At 61.9% G+C, this 13,579-nt stretch carries 12 protein-coding genes; 6 read left to right on the plus strand and 6 right to left on the minus strand.

The features are described from left to right. Positions 1-133 precede the first annotated feature (133 nt). Positions 134-616 (plus strand): TspO/MBR family protein, encoded by a 483-nt coding sequence (locus J7557_RS07220; RefSeq protein ID WP_291418789.1) that lies wholly within the window; start codon positions 134-136, stop codon positions 614-616. Here J7557_RS07220 and J7557_RS07225 read toward each other — a convergent pair. Further along, a complete protein-coding gene (locus J7557_RS07225) occupies positions 609-1,826 on the minus strand; it encodes an acyltransferase (RefSeq protein ID WP_291418792.1) in 1,218 nt (405 codons plus the stop codon). The two genes, J7557_RS07220 and J7557_RS07225, sit on opposite strands and share 8 nt — an antisense overlap. 150 nt (positions 1,827-1,976) lie before the next feature. On the opposite strand from J7557_RS07225, the gene guaA reads away from it, so the two are divergent. Continuing rightward, positions 1,977-3,548 (plus strand): glutamine-hydrolyzing GMP synthase, encoded by a 1,572-nt coding sequence (guaA, locus tag J7557_RS07230; protein WP_291418794.1) that lies wholly within the window; start codon positions 1,977-1,979, stop codon positions 3,546-3,548. Positions 3,549-3,636: 88 nt separating this feature from the next. On the opposite strand, the gene J7557_RS07235 is transcribed toward guaA, so the two are convergent. Continuing rightward, positions 3,637-4,551: a hypothetical protein gene (locus J7557_RS07235; RefSeq protein ID WP_291418796.1), complete on the minus strand. Its 915-nt coding sequence runs from the start codon at positions 4,549-4,551 to the stop codon at positions 3,637-3,639. Between the two features lie 177 nt (positions 4,552-4,728). Between J7557_RS07235 and J7557_RS07240 the strand changes: the two genes are divergently transcribed. After that, positions 4,729-5,340: a hypothetical protein gene (locus J7557_RS07240; protein WP_291418798.1), complete on the plus strand. Its 612-nt coding sequence runs from the start codon at positions 4,729-4,731 to the stop codon at positions 5,338-5,340. 3 nt (positions 5,341-5,343) lie between these two features. On the opposite strand, the gene J7557_RS07245 is transcribed toward J7557_RS07240, so the two are convergent. Further along, positions 5,344-6,495, minus strand: a complete 1,152-nt coding sequence (locus J7557_RS07245; protein WP_291418800.1) for an acyltransferase — start codon at positions 6,493-6,495, stop codon at positions 5,344-5,346. 161 nt (positions 6,496-6,656) lie between these two features. On the opposite strand from J7557_RS07245, the gene J7557_RS07250 reads away from it, so the two are divergent. The 3 genes from J7557_RS07250 (at position 6,657) to J7557_RS07260 (ending at position 10,339) form a co-directional block, all read left to right on the plus strand. Continuing rightward, complete coding sequence (locus J7557_RS07250) at positions 6,657-7,409, plus strand: tetratricopeptide repeat protein (protein ID WP_291418802.1); 753 nt, start codon at positions 6,657-6,659, stop codon at positions 7,407-7,409. A 24-nt stretch (positions 7,410-7,433) separates the two neighbouring features. Continuing rightward, the gene (gene der, locus J7557_RS07255) at positions 7,434-8,879 is read left to right on the plus strand and encodes a ribosome biogenesis GTPase Der (RefSeq protein WP_291418804.1); all 1,446 of its coding nucleotides are present in this window, start codon (positions 7,434-7,436) and stop codon (positions 8,877-8,879) included. 182 nt (positions 8,880-9,061) lie between these two features. Continuing rightward, positions 9,062-10,339 carry a hemolysin family protein gene (locus J7557_RS07260; protein WP_291418971.1) on the plus strand — a complete coding sequence of 426 codons (1,278 nt, stop codon included), beginning with the start codon at positions 9,062-9,064 and terminating at the stop codon, positions 10,337-10,339. 121 nt (positions 10,340-10,460) lie between these two features. Here the strand turns inward: J7557_RS07260 and J7557_RS07265 are convergent, their stop codons facing one another. The 3 genes from J7557_RS07265 to J7557_RS07275 all read right to left on the minus strand — a co-directional run bounded on the left by J7557_RS07265 (position 10,461) and on the right by J7557_RS07275 (position 13,477). Then, positions 10,461-11,195: an SDR family NAD(P)-dependent oxidoreductase gene (locus J7557_RS07265; protein WP_291418806.1), complete on the minus strand. Its 735-nt coding sequence runs from the start codon at positions 11,193-11,195 to the stop codon at positions 10,461-10,463. Further along, complete coding sequence (purF, locus tag J7557_RS07270; protein WP_291418808.1) at positions 11,195-12,685, minus strand: amidophosphoribosyltransferase; 1,491 nt, start codon at positions 12,683-12,685, stop codon at positions 11,195-11,197. Before purF ends, J7557_RS07265 begins: the two co-directional genes overlap by 1 nt. A 156-nt stretch (positions 12,686-12,841) precedes the next feature. Continuing rightward, entirely contained in the window at positions 12,842-13,477 is a 636-nt protein-coding gene (locus tag J7557_RS07275; protein WP_291418810.1) for a CvpA family protein, read from the minus strand. Positions 13,478-13,579 lie beyond the last annotated feature (102 nt).

Below are 13,579 nucleotides of genomic sequence, written 5' to 3' on the forward strand. Positions count from 1 at the left end.
GGTCCATGGGATATCCGACAAGATGGATCGCCGGGATAAACCCGGCGATGACGTCTGCGCGAGGGCGCTGCTCAAGTGAACCGACCGCCCTTTTGCTTCGTTTCAGTGGCATAGGAAGCAAAAGGGCCCAAAAATGTCCGCCACCACCACCGACTACCAAACACCGCGCTCCTGGATCGCCCTCGCGACGTTCCTTCTCGTCGTCATCGGCGTCGGCGCGCTGATCGGTACCCAGTCCATCCCCGGCGCCTGGTACGAGGGCCTCAACAAGCCGCCTTTCAATCCACCCAACTGGATTTTTGGCCCGGTCTGGTTCACGCTCTATGTGCTGATCGCCATTGCCGGTTGGCGCAGTTTTGTCGACAACCCCACCAGCACCTCGTCAAAGCTCTGGTACGGCCAGATGGCGCTCAATTGGGCCTGGTCGCCGGTCTGGTTCATCGGCCAGATGATCTGGGCGGCCTTTGCCATCATCGTCGTGATGTGGCTCGCCATTGTCGGGTTCATTCTCGTCAACTGGAACCGCGACCGCCTCGCAGCCTCGCTCTTCCTGCCCTACCTGGCATGGGTCAGCTTCGCGACGCTGCTGAACCTGTCAATCGGCATCCTCAACTGATCGCCTTGGCGCCGGCAGGCTCGCGCCTGTCGGCCCGCTCGAATTTTCGGGCCCAGCGCACCGCCGGTTGCTCGAGCAGATAAAAGCTCAACGTCGCAATAATCGTCGTGATCACCAGCACTGCGGCACTTGTCTGCAGCCACGTTTCCCAACCGTCATCGCCCGACGTGCGGAAGGCACCGCGCACAAGCTTTTCGATCAGCCACATCACCACGAAGTGCCAGACATAGATGCCGAACGAGATACGCGCGATAAACCGCGCGAGTCCATTGTCCAGCAATCGTCCGACATAGATTGAAGAGGGCAGGGTGGCGAGCGCGATCCCGACCGCCAGTGGCATGACCGGGAAGGCATAGGGAATGCCGAGCCAGCCAAAGCCCTCCGTCAACCCGCCGATATTGAGCGCCATGATCAGTGCGGTTGCCAAGACGGCAAGCCCGCCAATCACATCCATGCCGATCCCGCGCCGGGTCTGGATCATCACCTGCACCCCAGCCGCCAGCGACCCCACGGCGAAAATCGCAAAGAACCCAATGGGATTGAACCGCGGCATCCAAGCCTTGGCGCCGCCCACCAGCCCATGGTTCCAGCCGCGCTCGACCTCGTCGATAGGCGCATATTGCACCACCAGAGCATGCACGACGAGCGCAACGCCGATCACCGCGAGCCAGGCCAGCCGCGCCGGCCAGCGCCGCGCCTTGAGCGCAAAGACTCCCGCCATACCCAGCGGCAACAGCAGATAGGCCGTCACCTCAAAGCCGATCGACCAGAGCGGCCCGTTATTGTCGACCGGAAACAGCGTCAACCAATGCCAATCGCTGACCAGCAAAAGCCCCGCGACAAAACGGATGATCCGCTCGCTATCGAGCACTTTTCCGCCCAGCCACAGGTCGAGCAACAGGCTGACCACCAGCGCCAACCAGAAGCCCGGCACGATCCGCGCCAGCCGCCGCAGCGCATAGGTGCGGAGCGACGGCATCGGCTTGCCCGTATCGAGCGCCAGCCAGAACGGCCGCGCCAGCAGAAAGCCGCTGAGCACGAAAAACACCGTCACGCCAAAGCTGCCATAGACGAGAAACCGCAGCACCGGCTCTGCGGCATCGGGCACGGCATTCATATCCATGCGAAAGGCAAGGTGATGCAGCAGCACGCCGAGGCACGCAGTCGCCCGCAAAAAGTCGGCACCAAGGAGGCGGTTGTCATTGCTCATCAGGGATGGTCCAGATCGGGTCTCCTCGCCCTAACGCCTCATCGCGCCGGTCGATCCCGCGGAGCGTGCTTGTGCCGTGTGCTGCCGCGTCAGTCCAGCCTTGCAGCGCGGGTGCTTGCGGAATCTTTTGCTCTGCTCTAAAGCCTCGCCATGACGCACGCAGACACCGCCCCCGCCCAAGACACCATTCTCATTGTCGACTTCGGCTCGCAGGTCACGCAGCTCATTGCGCGACGCATTCGCGAAACCGGCGTCTACTGCGAAATCCATCCCTTCCAGTCCACGGCCGCAGCCGTTGCGGCCCTGAACCCCAAGGGAATCGTGCTTTCGGGCGGCCCTGCCTCGACGCTCGATGAAAACGCACCGACGATCGATCCGGCGGTGTTCGCGGCCAATGTGCCGATCCTCGGCATCTGCTACGGCCAGCAGGCGCTATGCATGTCGCTCGGCGGCAAGGTCGAAGCCGGCCATCACCGCGAATTCGGCCGAGCCGACGTTCACGTCGAAAAGCCGAGCGCTCTCTACGACGGCGTCTGGGCCACCGGCTCCGACCATCAGGTCTGGATGAGCCATGGCGATCGCGTCGTCTCGATCCCCGAAGGTTTTGAAGTCGTGGGCACATCGCCCAACGCGCCCTTCGCCATGATCGCGAATGAGGCCCGCCGCATCTGGGCCGTGCAGTTCCACCCCGAAGTCGTGCACACCCCCGATGGCGCCAAACTCTACGCCAATTTCGTGCACCAGATTTGCGGCATCCAGTCCAATTGGACCATGTCCGCCTATCGCCAGAAGATGATCGAGAAGATCCGCGCCCAGGTCGGCAGCGGCAAGGTGATCTGCGGCCTCTCCGGTGGCGTCGACTCTTCGGTCGCGGCCGTCTTGATCCACGAAGCCATCGGCGACCAGCTCACTTGCATTTATGTCGATCACGGCCTGATGCGTTTGAACGAAAGCGAACAGGTCGTCACCATGTTCCGCGATCAGTTCAATATCCCGCTGGTCCATGTCGATGCCTCCAAGCAGTTCCTCGGTGAACTCGAAGGCCAGTCGGACCCCGAGACCAAGCGCAAGATCATTGGTCGCCTCTTCATCGAAGTGTTCGAAGAAGAAGCCAAAAAACTCGGCGGCGCGCAGTTCCTGGCCCAGGGCACGCTCTATCCCGACGTCATCGAAAGTGTGTCCTTCACCGGCGGCCCCTCGGTCACCATCAAGAGCCACCACAATGTCGGCGGCCTGCCCGAGCGCATGAACATGCAGCTCGTCGAACCCCTGCGCGAACTGTTCAAGGACGAAGTCCGCGTGCTCGGCCGCGAACTCGGCATCCCGGACAGTTTTATTGGCCGCCACCCCTTCCCGGGCCCGGGCCTCGCCATCCGTTGTCCCGGCGGCATTACGCCCGAAAAGCTCGACATCCTGCGTCAGGCTGACGCCATCTACCTCGACGAAATCCGCAAGTCCGGCCAATACGACAAGATATGGCAGGCCTTTGCCGTGCTCCTCCCCGTCCAGACCGTCGGCGTCATGGGCGATGGTCGCACCTACGAGTTTGTCTGCGCCCTCCGCGCGGTGACCTCAGTCGATGGCATGACGGCCGACTTCTATCAGTTCGACATGAACTTCCTCGGCAAGACGGCCACCCGCATCATCAACGAAGTCCGCGGCATCAACCGCGTCGTCTATGATGTGACCTCCAAGCCGCCCGGCACGATCGAGTGGGAGTGAGCACCGACTGGCCCCTGGCCGGTCAGATCGCTCAGGCAGAGCGATTTGAGGTGAACGTTCGTACGGCCATGAACCGGCTACCAGCCGATCAGTCCGTATGAACCTCCAGAGCCCATTCGCCGGTGAAGCCATAGACATCGCGCAAGAGGGTTAGGATTTCCCCGGCAATAGCCAAATCCGTTTGGCGATCCATGGCATAGTTCTTCCAGTAATTGGGAGAACGGCCGGGATCGCTATATCCTGCGCTATGCAAGAGGCCGACGCGCTCGGGCGTAAGGATTGTCGCCAGGGCCGGCCAGCTTTCGGGCGATTGCGCCTCGCAATAGAGTGCCGATGACGCCTGATCGGGCGCGCATTGTACATAGCCGATGCCAGCGTCAAAAACTGCGAATACGGGCTCACTCGCATTGATCCGCAATCGTTGAATCTCGGCGGCGATGGCCGGCTCGTAAAGGTCCGGTGATGCTGCCAGCGCCGCCGTCTGCAACAGGGCCGCTTCTGCATAGGAGCACGCTATCACGGACGCCGGCATGGCATTGATCATGCCGGCTAGATTTTGCGTCGGGCCATTGCGCGGTGGGCACTCGGTGTCCGGCAGCCACTGCGTTTGCACCTCGAACCATTCCGGCTCGGCATCATAGGCTTCGGTCAAGGCCGCAACTGCGGCAGCCGCAATGTCTGCCGGACCGGCCTCAGACGGGAAGGTCTTCACGAAATTTCCGAAACTGTCGTCCCTCGTCCAGCCAAGTGCGAGGAGGTCGTCCGAGCGCATCACGCGCTTGAGCGAAGGCTGCATCAGCGAGCCCGCCGCTTCGCAGCGCGTGGTTCCGGCGTCCACTGTGTAACACTGCACATACTTGTTGCCGTCCCAGATGGTCGCATATCCAACCTGGCCCGGTCGGCTAATCGCGGCGATATTTTCCAGCGCCTCCACGAAAGCCGACCCAGCCTCCTCGGTCGCCTTCGCCTGGAGCGGCCCCAGCATCGCCAGCAGCAAAATCAATGAAAGTCCACGTCGCACCCCGTTCAACACGTCGTCCCTCCCATGTGTGAACAAAGAGTGAACACAACATTAAGAAGGAGTCAACGGACTCTTTGTGCGACTCACGGCGGCCACATCGATTGACCTCGGCGACAGGCAATTGTAGCGTGGAACAAACAAGGAACATAGAGCTGTGCCATGGAGATGCAACTCGATTTTTTCGGAGGCAAGGCCGCTGTGGAAGAGGCCAGGGCGCTGGACCACCGCTATTATTTCACCCTGATACCACCCCCCGCGCTGGCGCAGAAAATGGAGCGCGGCGCACGGATGCTGGCGTTGCGCCACGGCGTTCGCAAGGTTGTGCGGGCCGAGCGACAGCACGTGTCGCTGCACATCGTCGAGAAGGGCAGGGAGATTGCGGGCGACCTGCTGGATGACGCGCTCGAAATCGGCAATGCGATAAGGCGGCCCGGCTTCGAACTGGCCTTTGACATGGTCCGCACCTTTGGCGCCAAGCGCTCGCTGGGCGGTGTCAGCGCGCAATATCCCGTCGTCCTCACCTGTTCCAATGGCGCCCGCGATGCCAAGGCGCTTTATGCTGATATCCGCCAGCAAATGCAGCGGTTCGGCTTGTCGGTGGGTCCGCAATCCATGGAGCCGCATCTGACGATCTGGTACGGTCCGGGAAAGGTGCCCGATCTGATCCTGCGGAGGCCTTTCCGTTGGCCTGTGCGCTCCTTCTGGCTGGTGCATACGCTGCCGGGCATGCGCAGGCCCGAATACCTGGCCGAATGGCCGCTGAGCCGCTAGGAATTATTCGGCCGGAGTTGCTGCAGCCGTGCGCAGCGGAGACAGCCAGTTCGCGCGGTGTCCGATCCAGTCAAGCACCGCCATGGCCAGACGTTCAACCGGCTTCCTGAACCGCCACTCGAACAAGGCGGCAAAGCCGATGGCCAGCAGGAAGGTTGAAGCCACCGTGACGAGCAAGGCCGCATGTGCCGGCATATAGAGATCGAGCGTCGTCAGCATGCTGATCCCGACATTTTCGTGGATCAAATACCAGGAGAAGCTGAGGAGCCCGATCTGGGCAATGCCGAACGAGAGGCCCGGCAGGGTCGGGAACGCCTTGCCCTGTACGAAGCGCAGGAATAGCGCCACGAGCACAAGATAGACCAGCGCGCAGACGGTCGCGGTCAGCCAGCCATCGTGCAATTCGAACGAATAGGCCTCGATCCAGACCACCACGGTTGAGACGACGACATTTGCTGCCAGCAGCCTGCCGGTGCCCTTTGTGCCCGCCTCGAACTGCCGCCCCAGAATACCGACGGCGAAAAAGCTGAGATAGGGCGCAATGGCGAGGAATTTGAGCATGGATTGCGGCGTGATCGGCCCGCTGCCCAGGTGCGAAAACAGCGTTGAAACCGCCCAGATTGGCGCCATGACCAGCGCCAGCCAGGCAAAGACCCGCGTAAATCGCACCCGGTCATGAAAGACACCGGCGAGCAGGGCCACCAGAACGTAGAATTTCACCTCGACTGCGATCGACCAGAACGAACCGTCGACCCATTCCCCGATTTCGCCGACGAAAAAGAGATTCATCACCACGTCGAGCAAGTTCGGCGGAATGACATGGAACTTCGCCTCTGGCACCGAGGGAATGTAGGCGACCAGCCCGAAGACGAAGAGGATCAATACGGCCGCAACGAAGGCCGGATAGATGCGCGAAATGCGCCGGGCGAGGAAAACGCCGACGGTCGCCGAGCGCTCCAGCGTCATGAAGATGCAGTAGCCCGAGATGATGAAGAAGAAATAGACCCCGACCCAACCGAAAAATACCGGCCAGGGCGCGCCTTCGGTGATGTTGAGCGCATAGGCGGGCAGGCGGGCGGTAAAATGGAACAGCACAACGAGCAGGATGGCGATCCCGCGAAACATGTCGATGGTCTGGTCGCGCCTGGCACTCATCTGGAGGTCTCTGCCATGGCCGCAATTTAGCCTATCGGCGGCACACACAGACATTAATGCCATGGTAGCGGTTAATAACCTTGGTTTTGCGCCGTGCAATTTGCATTCCGGGGGCAGCGTGATAAACGTGCCCCGGATTTGCTTGAGACCCAGAGACCGAGATGGCCGAGGACAATATTTTCCGTGAAGTTGACGAGGAGCTGCGCTCCGACCGCATGCGCGCGCTTTGGCGCCGTATTGCGCCATTCGTCATCGGCGCGGCCGTGGCCATCGTTGCCGTCGTGGCGGTGAACGAAGGCTGGGCCTGGTACACCAACAGCCAGTCGGCCCGCTCGTCCGAGGAGCTCTATGCGGCCCTCGATAGTGCCAACAAGGACGACCTTGCCGCCGCCCAGGCCGAACTCGATGCGCTCGCCGCCAATGGTTCGGGCGGCTATCCGGTCCTTGCCGAATTCGCCAAGGCCTCGCTGCTCGCAAAATCGGGCGACACCGCCGGTGCCGTGGCCGCCTATGATGCGCTCGCCAATGCCCAGTCCAACGTGCGCCTGCGCGAATTGGCACTGCTGCAGGCCGCAACACTGCTCGTCGATACTGGCACTCTCGCCGATGTCGAAGCCCGCGTCGGCACCATTGCCACGGACGATAATCCGATGCGCCGCGTCGCTCGCGAGCTCATTGGCCTTGCTCAGTTCAAGGCCGGCGATGCCGCAGCCGCCAAGACGACTTTCGAAGCCGTCCTCAACGATCCGCTGGCCCAGCAAGGCATCCGCAATCGCGTGGCCTATTACATCGCGCAGATGACCTCGGCCGGCCTCATCGCTGAAGAAACCGCTTCGGACGCCGAAGTCGCCGCCGATGCCATCGAAACCATCGTCGATGGTGACGAGGCTGCGCCCGCGCCTGCGGCTCAGTAAGATAGAACCAGCTCGGGAGCGGCCATGACGGTCACAGTAGCCATTGTCGGTCGCCCCAATGTCGGCAAGTCGACCCTGTTCAACCGCCTCGTCGGGCGCAAGATCGCGCTGGTCGATGATACGCCGGGCGTGACCCGCGACCGCCGCGAGGCCGAGGGGCACATTGCGGACCTCACCTTCCGCGTGCTCGATACGGCCGGCTATGAGGACGTCAAGGACGGCTCCCTCGAAGACCGCATGCGCCAGCAGACCGAGCTCGCCATCCGCGAAGCCGACGTCATCCTCTTCATGATCGACGCCCGCGCCGGTGTCGTGCCGCTCGATCAGCGCTTTGCCCAGGTCCTGCGAAAAGCCGGCAAGGACGTGCACCTCGTCGGCAACAAGGCCGAAAGCAAGTCCGCCGAGCATGGTTTGGTGGAAGCCTTCAAGCTCGGCTTCGGCGAGCCCATCGCGCTCTCGGCCGAGCATGGCCTGGGCCTTTCGGAACTCTATTCCATCGTTTCCGCCGCCATCGACACGGCAGCCGAAAAGAAGGCAGCCGAAGAAGCCGCAGACGCGGTTGATGATCTCGATCACCTCCCCGAGGTCGATGTCGACATCACCCCCGACATGCTTGAAGGCGAGGGTGACGACGCGACCCTGCGCTGGAACCCGCGCCGCTATCTCAACGTCGCCATTGTCGGCCGCCCCAATGCCGGCAAGTCGACCCTGGTCAATCGCATGGTCGGCGAAGACCGCGTGCTCGTCGGCCCCGAAGCCGGCATCACCCGCGATTCCATTCTCGTGCCCTGGGAATGGGAAGGCCGCACCATCAATCTCGTCGATACGGCCGGCATTCGTCGCCGCTCCCGTGTCACCGAAAAGCTCGAAAAACTGGCCGTGGGCGATAGCCTGCGCTCCATCCAATATGCCGAAGTCGTGGTGCTGCTGCTCGATGCCACCATTCCCTTCGAAAAGCAGGACCTTGCCCTCGCCGATCTCGTCGAGCGCGAAGGCCGCGCCATGGTCATCGCGCTCAACAAGTGGGACCTGATCGAGGACAAGAACGCCAAGCTCGCCGAGCTGCGCGAAGAGTGCGAGCGCCTGTTGCCGCAGCTTCGCGGCATTCCGCTCGTCACCCTGTCGGGCCTGACCGGTCGCAATATCGACAAACTGATGCAGGCGATCTTCGAGATCGAGCGCACCTGGAATTCCCACGTTTCGACGGCCCGCCTCAATCGCTGGCTTGCTGCCATGACCGAGAGCCATCCGCCGCCGGCCGTCTCCGGCCGCCGCCTCAAGATGCGTTACATGACGCAGGCCAAGACCCGTCCGCCGAGCTTCATCGTCTTCGCTTCGCGCCCGGAAGTCGTGCCCATGTCCTATCAGCGCTACCTGATCAACGGGCTCCGCGAGAGCTTTGACATGCCCGGCACGCCGATCCGCCTCTGGCTGCGCGGCGGAAAAAATCCCTACGCGGACAAGAAATAGGGTCAGAGGGCCGGATTTCCGGCTTTTTCGGATATGACAACGGGTTGGGGACAAAATGGTCCCCACCAATTCAGTCCATTGGACTATTCACACCGGCCGGCGTTGCCCTATAGTGCTGATGTCGTAGCACCCCGCCATTGGTAGCGGCGTGTCAACTTTGCACTTTGTTGCTTACAGAAATCATCATCGTCGTCGTTCTGATTCTCGTGAACGGCGCCTTGGCAATGTCCGAACTGGCCGTTGTTTCGTCCCGCTCCGCTCGCCTCAAGGTCATGGCAGACCAAGGAAACAAAGGCGCAGCCACGGCCATGAGACTGGCCGATGACCCGGGCAAGTTTCTCTCCTCCGTTCAGATCGGTATCACCCTCGTCGGCATTCTCTCGGGTGCCTTCTCCGGCGCGACCTTGGGTTCGCGCCTTAGCGTCTGGCTCGCCGAAGTCGGCGTGCCGGCCAATATCGCCGATGTCGGCGGCGTTGGCCTTGTCGTGGTCCTCATCACCTATGGCTCGCTCATTTTGGGTGAACTGGTCCCCAAGCAGATCGCCTTGCGTAATCCAGAAATGGTGGCCTCCTATGTGGCTCAGCCCATGGCCATCATCGCGCTTGTCGGTTCGCCGATCGTCTGGCTGCTCGACGTCTCGGGCAAGCTGGTGCTTCGCCTCCTTGGCCAGAGCGGCCAGAGCGAAGAGCAGGTGACCGAGGAAGAGGTCCGCACCATCATCGCCGAGGCCACCTCTGCCGGTGTGTTCGAAACCGAAGAGCACTCGATGATCTCGGGGGTCATGCGCCTCGCCGATCGTTCGGCTCGCGGCCTCATGACGCCGCGTCTCGATGTCGTCTCGGTCGATCTCGAAGACAGTTTTGAGGACAATCTCAAGATCATCCTCGGCACCTCGCATTCGCAGGTGCTGGTGCAGGAAGGCAACGCCGATTCCATCCTCGGCGTGCTGATCCTGGCGGATCTCTTGCCCGCCCTTGCCACCGGCCAGCAGCCGGACCTGCGAAAGCTGGTCAAGCCGCTGCCGGTGGTCATGGAGCATGCAGACGCTCTGGACGTAGTGGAAGCCATCCGCCAGTCGAGCGTTAAAATGGTGCTGGTGGTCGATGAATACGGCCACTTCGAGGGCATCGTCACCTTTGGCGACGTGCTTGAGGTCATCACCGGCGTCTACAACGAAGAGCCGGGCGATGATCCGGCCATCGTGCAGCGCCAGGATGGCTCGTGGCTCGTTGCCGGCTGGATGCCGGTCGACGACTTCTCCGAGCGCTTCAAGATCGTCGTGCCCAAGGATGCCCGCTACGAGACCGTGGCCGGCTACATCCTGTCCATACTGAACCGACTACCGGCGACCGGCGAGAGCTTTGAGCGCGAAGGGTGGCATTTCGAGGTCGTCGATCTCGACGGACGCCGTATCGACAAGGTGCTGGTCTCCCCGTTGCAGCCGAGCGAAGGCGCGTAACAAACAAGAAGGCCCCGGAGCGATCCGGGGCCTTTTGTTTGTTGCGCTGAGAAGCTGCCACAAACCCGGTTGTCACCCCGGCCTTCGCCGGGGCGACAGCCAGCGTTTGTGGAAATTGACCTCAAAGGTCCTCAAACGCACCCTTGGTCACGTCGTAGAGCCGGCCATTCTCGGTGACGCCTGGGCTCAACAGGTCAACCAGCTTCGGCGCAATGTCAGACGGCTGGGGCAGGGTGTTCGGGTCTTCGCCCGGCATGGCCTTGGCCCGCATCGCTGTGCGCACGGCGCCGGGATAGAAGACATTGGTCTTCACATTGGTGGTGTTCATCTCGCCGGCATAGGACTTCACCAACGCATCGAGCGCAGCCTTGCTGGCAGCGTAGAGGCCCCAGAACGGCCGGGCCGAACGCGCCGAGCTTGACGATATGAAAACCGCACGGCCGGCCTCCGACTGCCGCAGCAACAGGTCGAGCGAGCGCAGCAGCCGGTAGTTAGCCGTGACGTTGATCGCAAAAACCTTGTCGAACTCGTCAGGCTTCAAGTGCGGCACGGGGCTCAGCGTGCCAAGCATGCCGGCATTGGCCACGAGGCCATCGAGATGCCCCCAACGCTCGAAGATCGCCGCGCCCAGCCGGTCGATAGCGTCGCCATCGCGCAGGTCGAACGGAACCAGCGTCGAAGAGCCGCCCACTTCCTGAATGGCGTCGTCGAGTTCCTCAAGGCCGCCCACGGTACGCGCCACGGCGATCACATGGGCGCCACGGCGAGCCGCCTCGACAGCCGCCGCATAGCCGATGCCGCGCGACGCGCCGGTGACCAGCACAACCTTGCCAGTCAGTTCGGTATTTTCAGTCATTAACCCGCTTCCTTGAGCAGCGAAATCTGCTTGGGATCGTTGTTGGAGCGACCGTTAAGGTCGGTGAGAAGGGTAGGGTAATCGCCCGTGAAATAGTGGTCGGTGAACTGCGGCGCCGCATTGTTGCGCTTCTCGCCCCCGACAGCCTCATAGAGCCCGTCGATACTCAGGAATGCCAGCGAGTCAGCGCCAATGAACCGGCACATGGATTCGATGTCGTGATACTGGTTCGCCAGCAGCTTGTCCGGATCGGGCGTGTCGATGCCATAATAGTCCGAATGGAAAATCATCGGGCTCGCGACGCGGATATGCACTTCCGTCGCCCCGGCATCGCGGATCATCTGCACGATCTTCACCGAGGTCGTACCGCGCACGATGGAATCGTCGATCAGCACCACGCGCTTGCCGGCGATCTCCGCCCGATTTGCCGAGTGCTTTAGACGCACACCAAAAGCGCGGATCTGCTGGGTCGGCTCGATGAAGGTGCGGCCGACATAGTGGTTGCGGATGATGCCCAGCTCGAACGGAATGCCGCTCTGCTGCGCAAAGCCGATTGCCGCCGGCGTACCGCCATCGGGCACGGGGACCACGACGTCAGCCTCAACCGGCGCTTCCTTGGCAAGGTTCATCCCGGCATGCTTGCGCGCCTTGTAGACGCTACGGCCCGAAACCATGGAATCGGGACGGGCAAAGTAGACATATTCGAAGAGGCACGGCCGCTCCGGCGCCTTGCGGGCCATCTTGCGCTCTTCGATCGAGATCGAACCGTCGGGTTGGATTTCGCAGATAATGACTTCGCCGTTCTCGACGTCGCGAATGTACTTGGCGCCAATTATGTCGAGCGCGCAAGTCTCCGAGCAGAAGATCGGCTTGCCGTCGAGCTCACCCATCACCAATGGACGAATACCCACGGGGTCGCGTGCGGCGATCAGCTTGGTGCGTGTCAGTGCCAGCATGGCATAGCCGCCTTCCATCTGCCGGATCGCATCTATGAAGCGGTCGGTGGTGGAGGAGTGGCGCGAACGGGCGATCAGGTGCAGCACGACTTCGGTGTCCGAGGTCGACTGGCAGATGGCACCGGTGGCGATGATCTGCTTGCGCAGCGTCAACCCATTGGTGAAATTGCCGTTGTGGGCAATGGCGATGCCGCCGGCTTCAAGCTCGGCAAACAACGGCTGCACGTTGCGCAGCGCCACTTCGCCTGTCGTCGAATAGCGCGTATGGCCGATCGACATGGTGCCGGGCAATTTGGCGAGAAGGGCAGGGTCCGTATAGTGGTCACCCACCAGGCCCATGCGCTTTTCCTGGTAGAACTGGCGCCCGTCGAAGCTGACGATCCCCGCGGCTTCCTGGCCACGATGCTGCAGGGCATGCAGCCCCAATGCGGTCAGCGTCGAAGCATCGCTATGCCCCAAAATGCCAAACACGCCGCACTCTTCATGCAGCGTGTCGCCTTCAAGATCGAAATCGTCGTCGCTCGGGTGGGTCACCGAACTTCTCCATATCGTTCTGCTCACCGATCGCCAAAGCGGTCAGCGCCGGCCGAGCCGGTCTCTTGGTTCACGCCAATAGCGCATTTTTTGGCCGGCGACCAATGACAGAATTGGGCGGCAGGCCTGAGGCGGGCGCTGGGCGCCCGTCCCGGATCAGGTCTGCGTTTCGCCTTCGATCGGCGCTTCGGTCGGGTCGACGGTGCCGTCCACGGTCGGGTCGACCGGCGGCACGGTTTCCTGGGGCGTAGCCGGGGTTTCCGGATCCGAAGTCAGGTCGGCGCCGCCGCCCTGCAGAATGTCGTTGACCTGCTGCTCGAGCCCTTCAGGCAGCATGGAGATCAGGGTCTTGCCCATATTGTCGAGATAGGGCAGCGACTGCGAATTGCGCGCCCATTCCGGCAGGTTGGTCCCAAGCAGCCAGACGCCGAAAATGGTGATGACGATGGCAATCAAAACGCCGCGCAAGACGCCAAAGATAAAGCCCAGCGTGCGGTCGATCGGCCCGATGCGGCTGTCCACCACGAAATCGGCAATGCGCATGGTGAGCAGATGCAGCACGATCAGCGAAACGATGAAGCTGACCACGACCGTAGCGATATTGGCCACGATTTCTTCAGCGATATACTGCTGCGCGATGTCAGGGTGGTAGAGATACATGTAGATGGCGATGGCGGCCGAACCGGCCCAGGTCGCCAGTGACAGGACCTCGCGTGTCAGGCCTCTGGCCGTGGCCAGAATTGCCGAAATCAACACCAGGACACCCACACCAACGTCAAACGCTGTCAGCATATGTCTTCGCTAGCTCCACTTGCCGTCGGCCTGTTGCCGCGACCATTAGCGACTTTGCGCGCCCCTGCCAAGGCCACGAGCGCGCGAGGAGGTCAAACATTC

This window comes from Devosia sp., from assembly GCF_017744655.1.
Lineage (GTDB): Bacteria > Pseudomonadota > Alphaproteobacteria > Rhizobiales > Devosiaceae > Devosia.

Coding starts and splice junctions, on each gene's coding strand:
- J7557_RS07220 (WP_291418789.1), top strand. CDS start 134: ATGTCCGCCACCACCACCGACTACCAAACACCGCGCTCCTGGATCGCC.
- J7557_RS07225 (WP_291418792.1), bottom strand. CDS start 1,826: ATGAGCAATGACAACCGCCTCCTTGGTGCCGACTTTTTGCGGGCGACT.
- guaA (WP_291418794.1), top strand. CDS start 1,977: ATGACGCACGCAGACACCGCCCCCGCCCAAGACACCATTCTCATTGTC.
- J7557_RS07240 (WP_291418798.1), top strand. CDS start 4,729: ATGGAGATGCAACTCGATTTTTTCGGAGGCAAGGCCGCTGTGGAAGAG.
- J7557_RS07245 (WP_291418800.1), bottom strand. CDS start 6,495: ATGAGTGCCAGGCGCGACCAGACCATCGACATGTTTCGCGGGATCGCC.
- J7557_RS07250 (WP_291418802.1), top strand. CDS start 6,657: ATGGCCGAGGACAATATTTTCCGTGAAGTTGACGAGGAGCTGCGCTCC.
- der (WP_291418804.1), top strand. CDS start 7,434: ATGACGGTCACAGTAGCCATTGTCGGTCGCCCCAATGTCGGCAAGTCG.
- J7557_RS07265 (WP_291418806.1), bottom strand. CDS start 11,195: ATGACTGAAAATACCGAACTGACTGGCAAGGTTGTGCTGGTCACCGGC.
- J7557_RS07275 (WP_291418810.1), bottom strand. CDS start 13,477: ATGCTGACAGCGTTTGACGTTGGTGTGGGTGTCCTGGTGTTGATTTCG.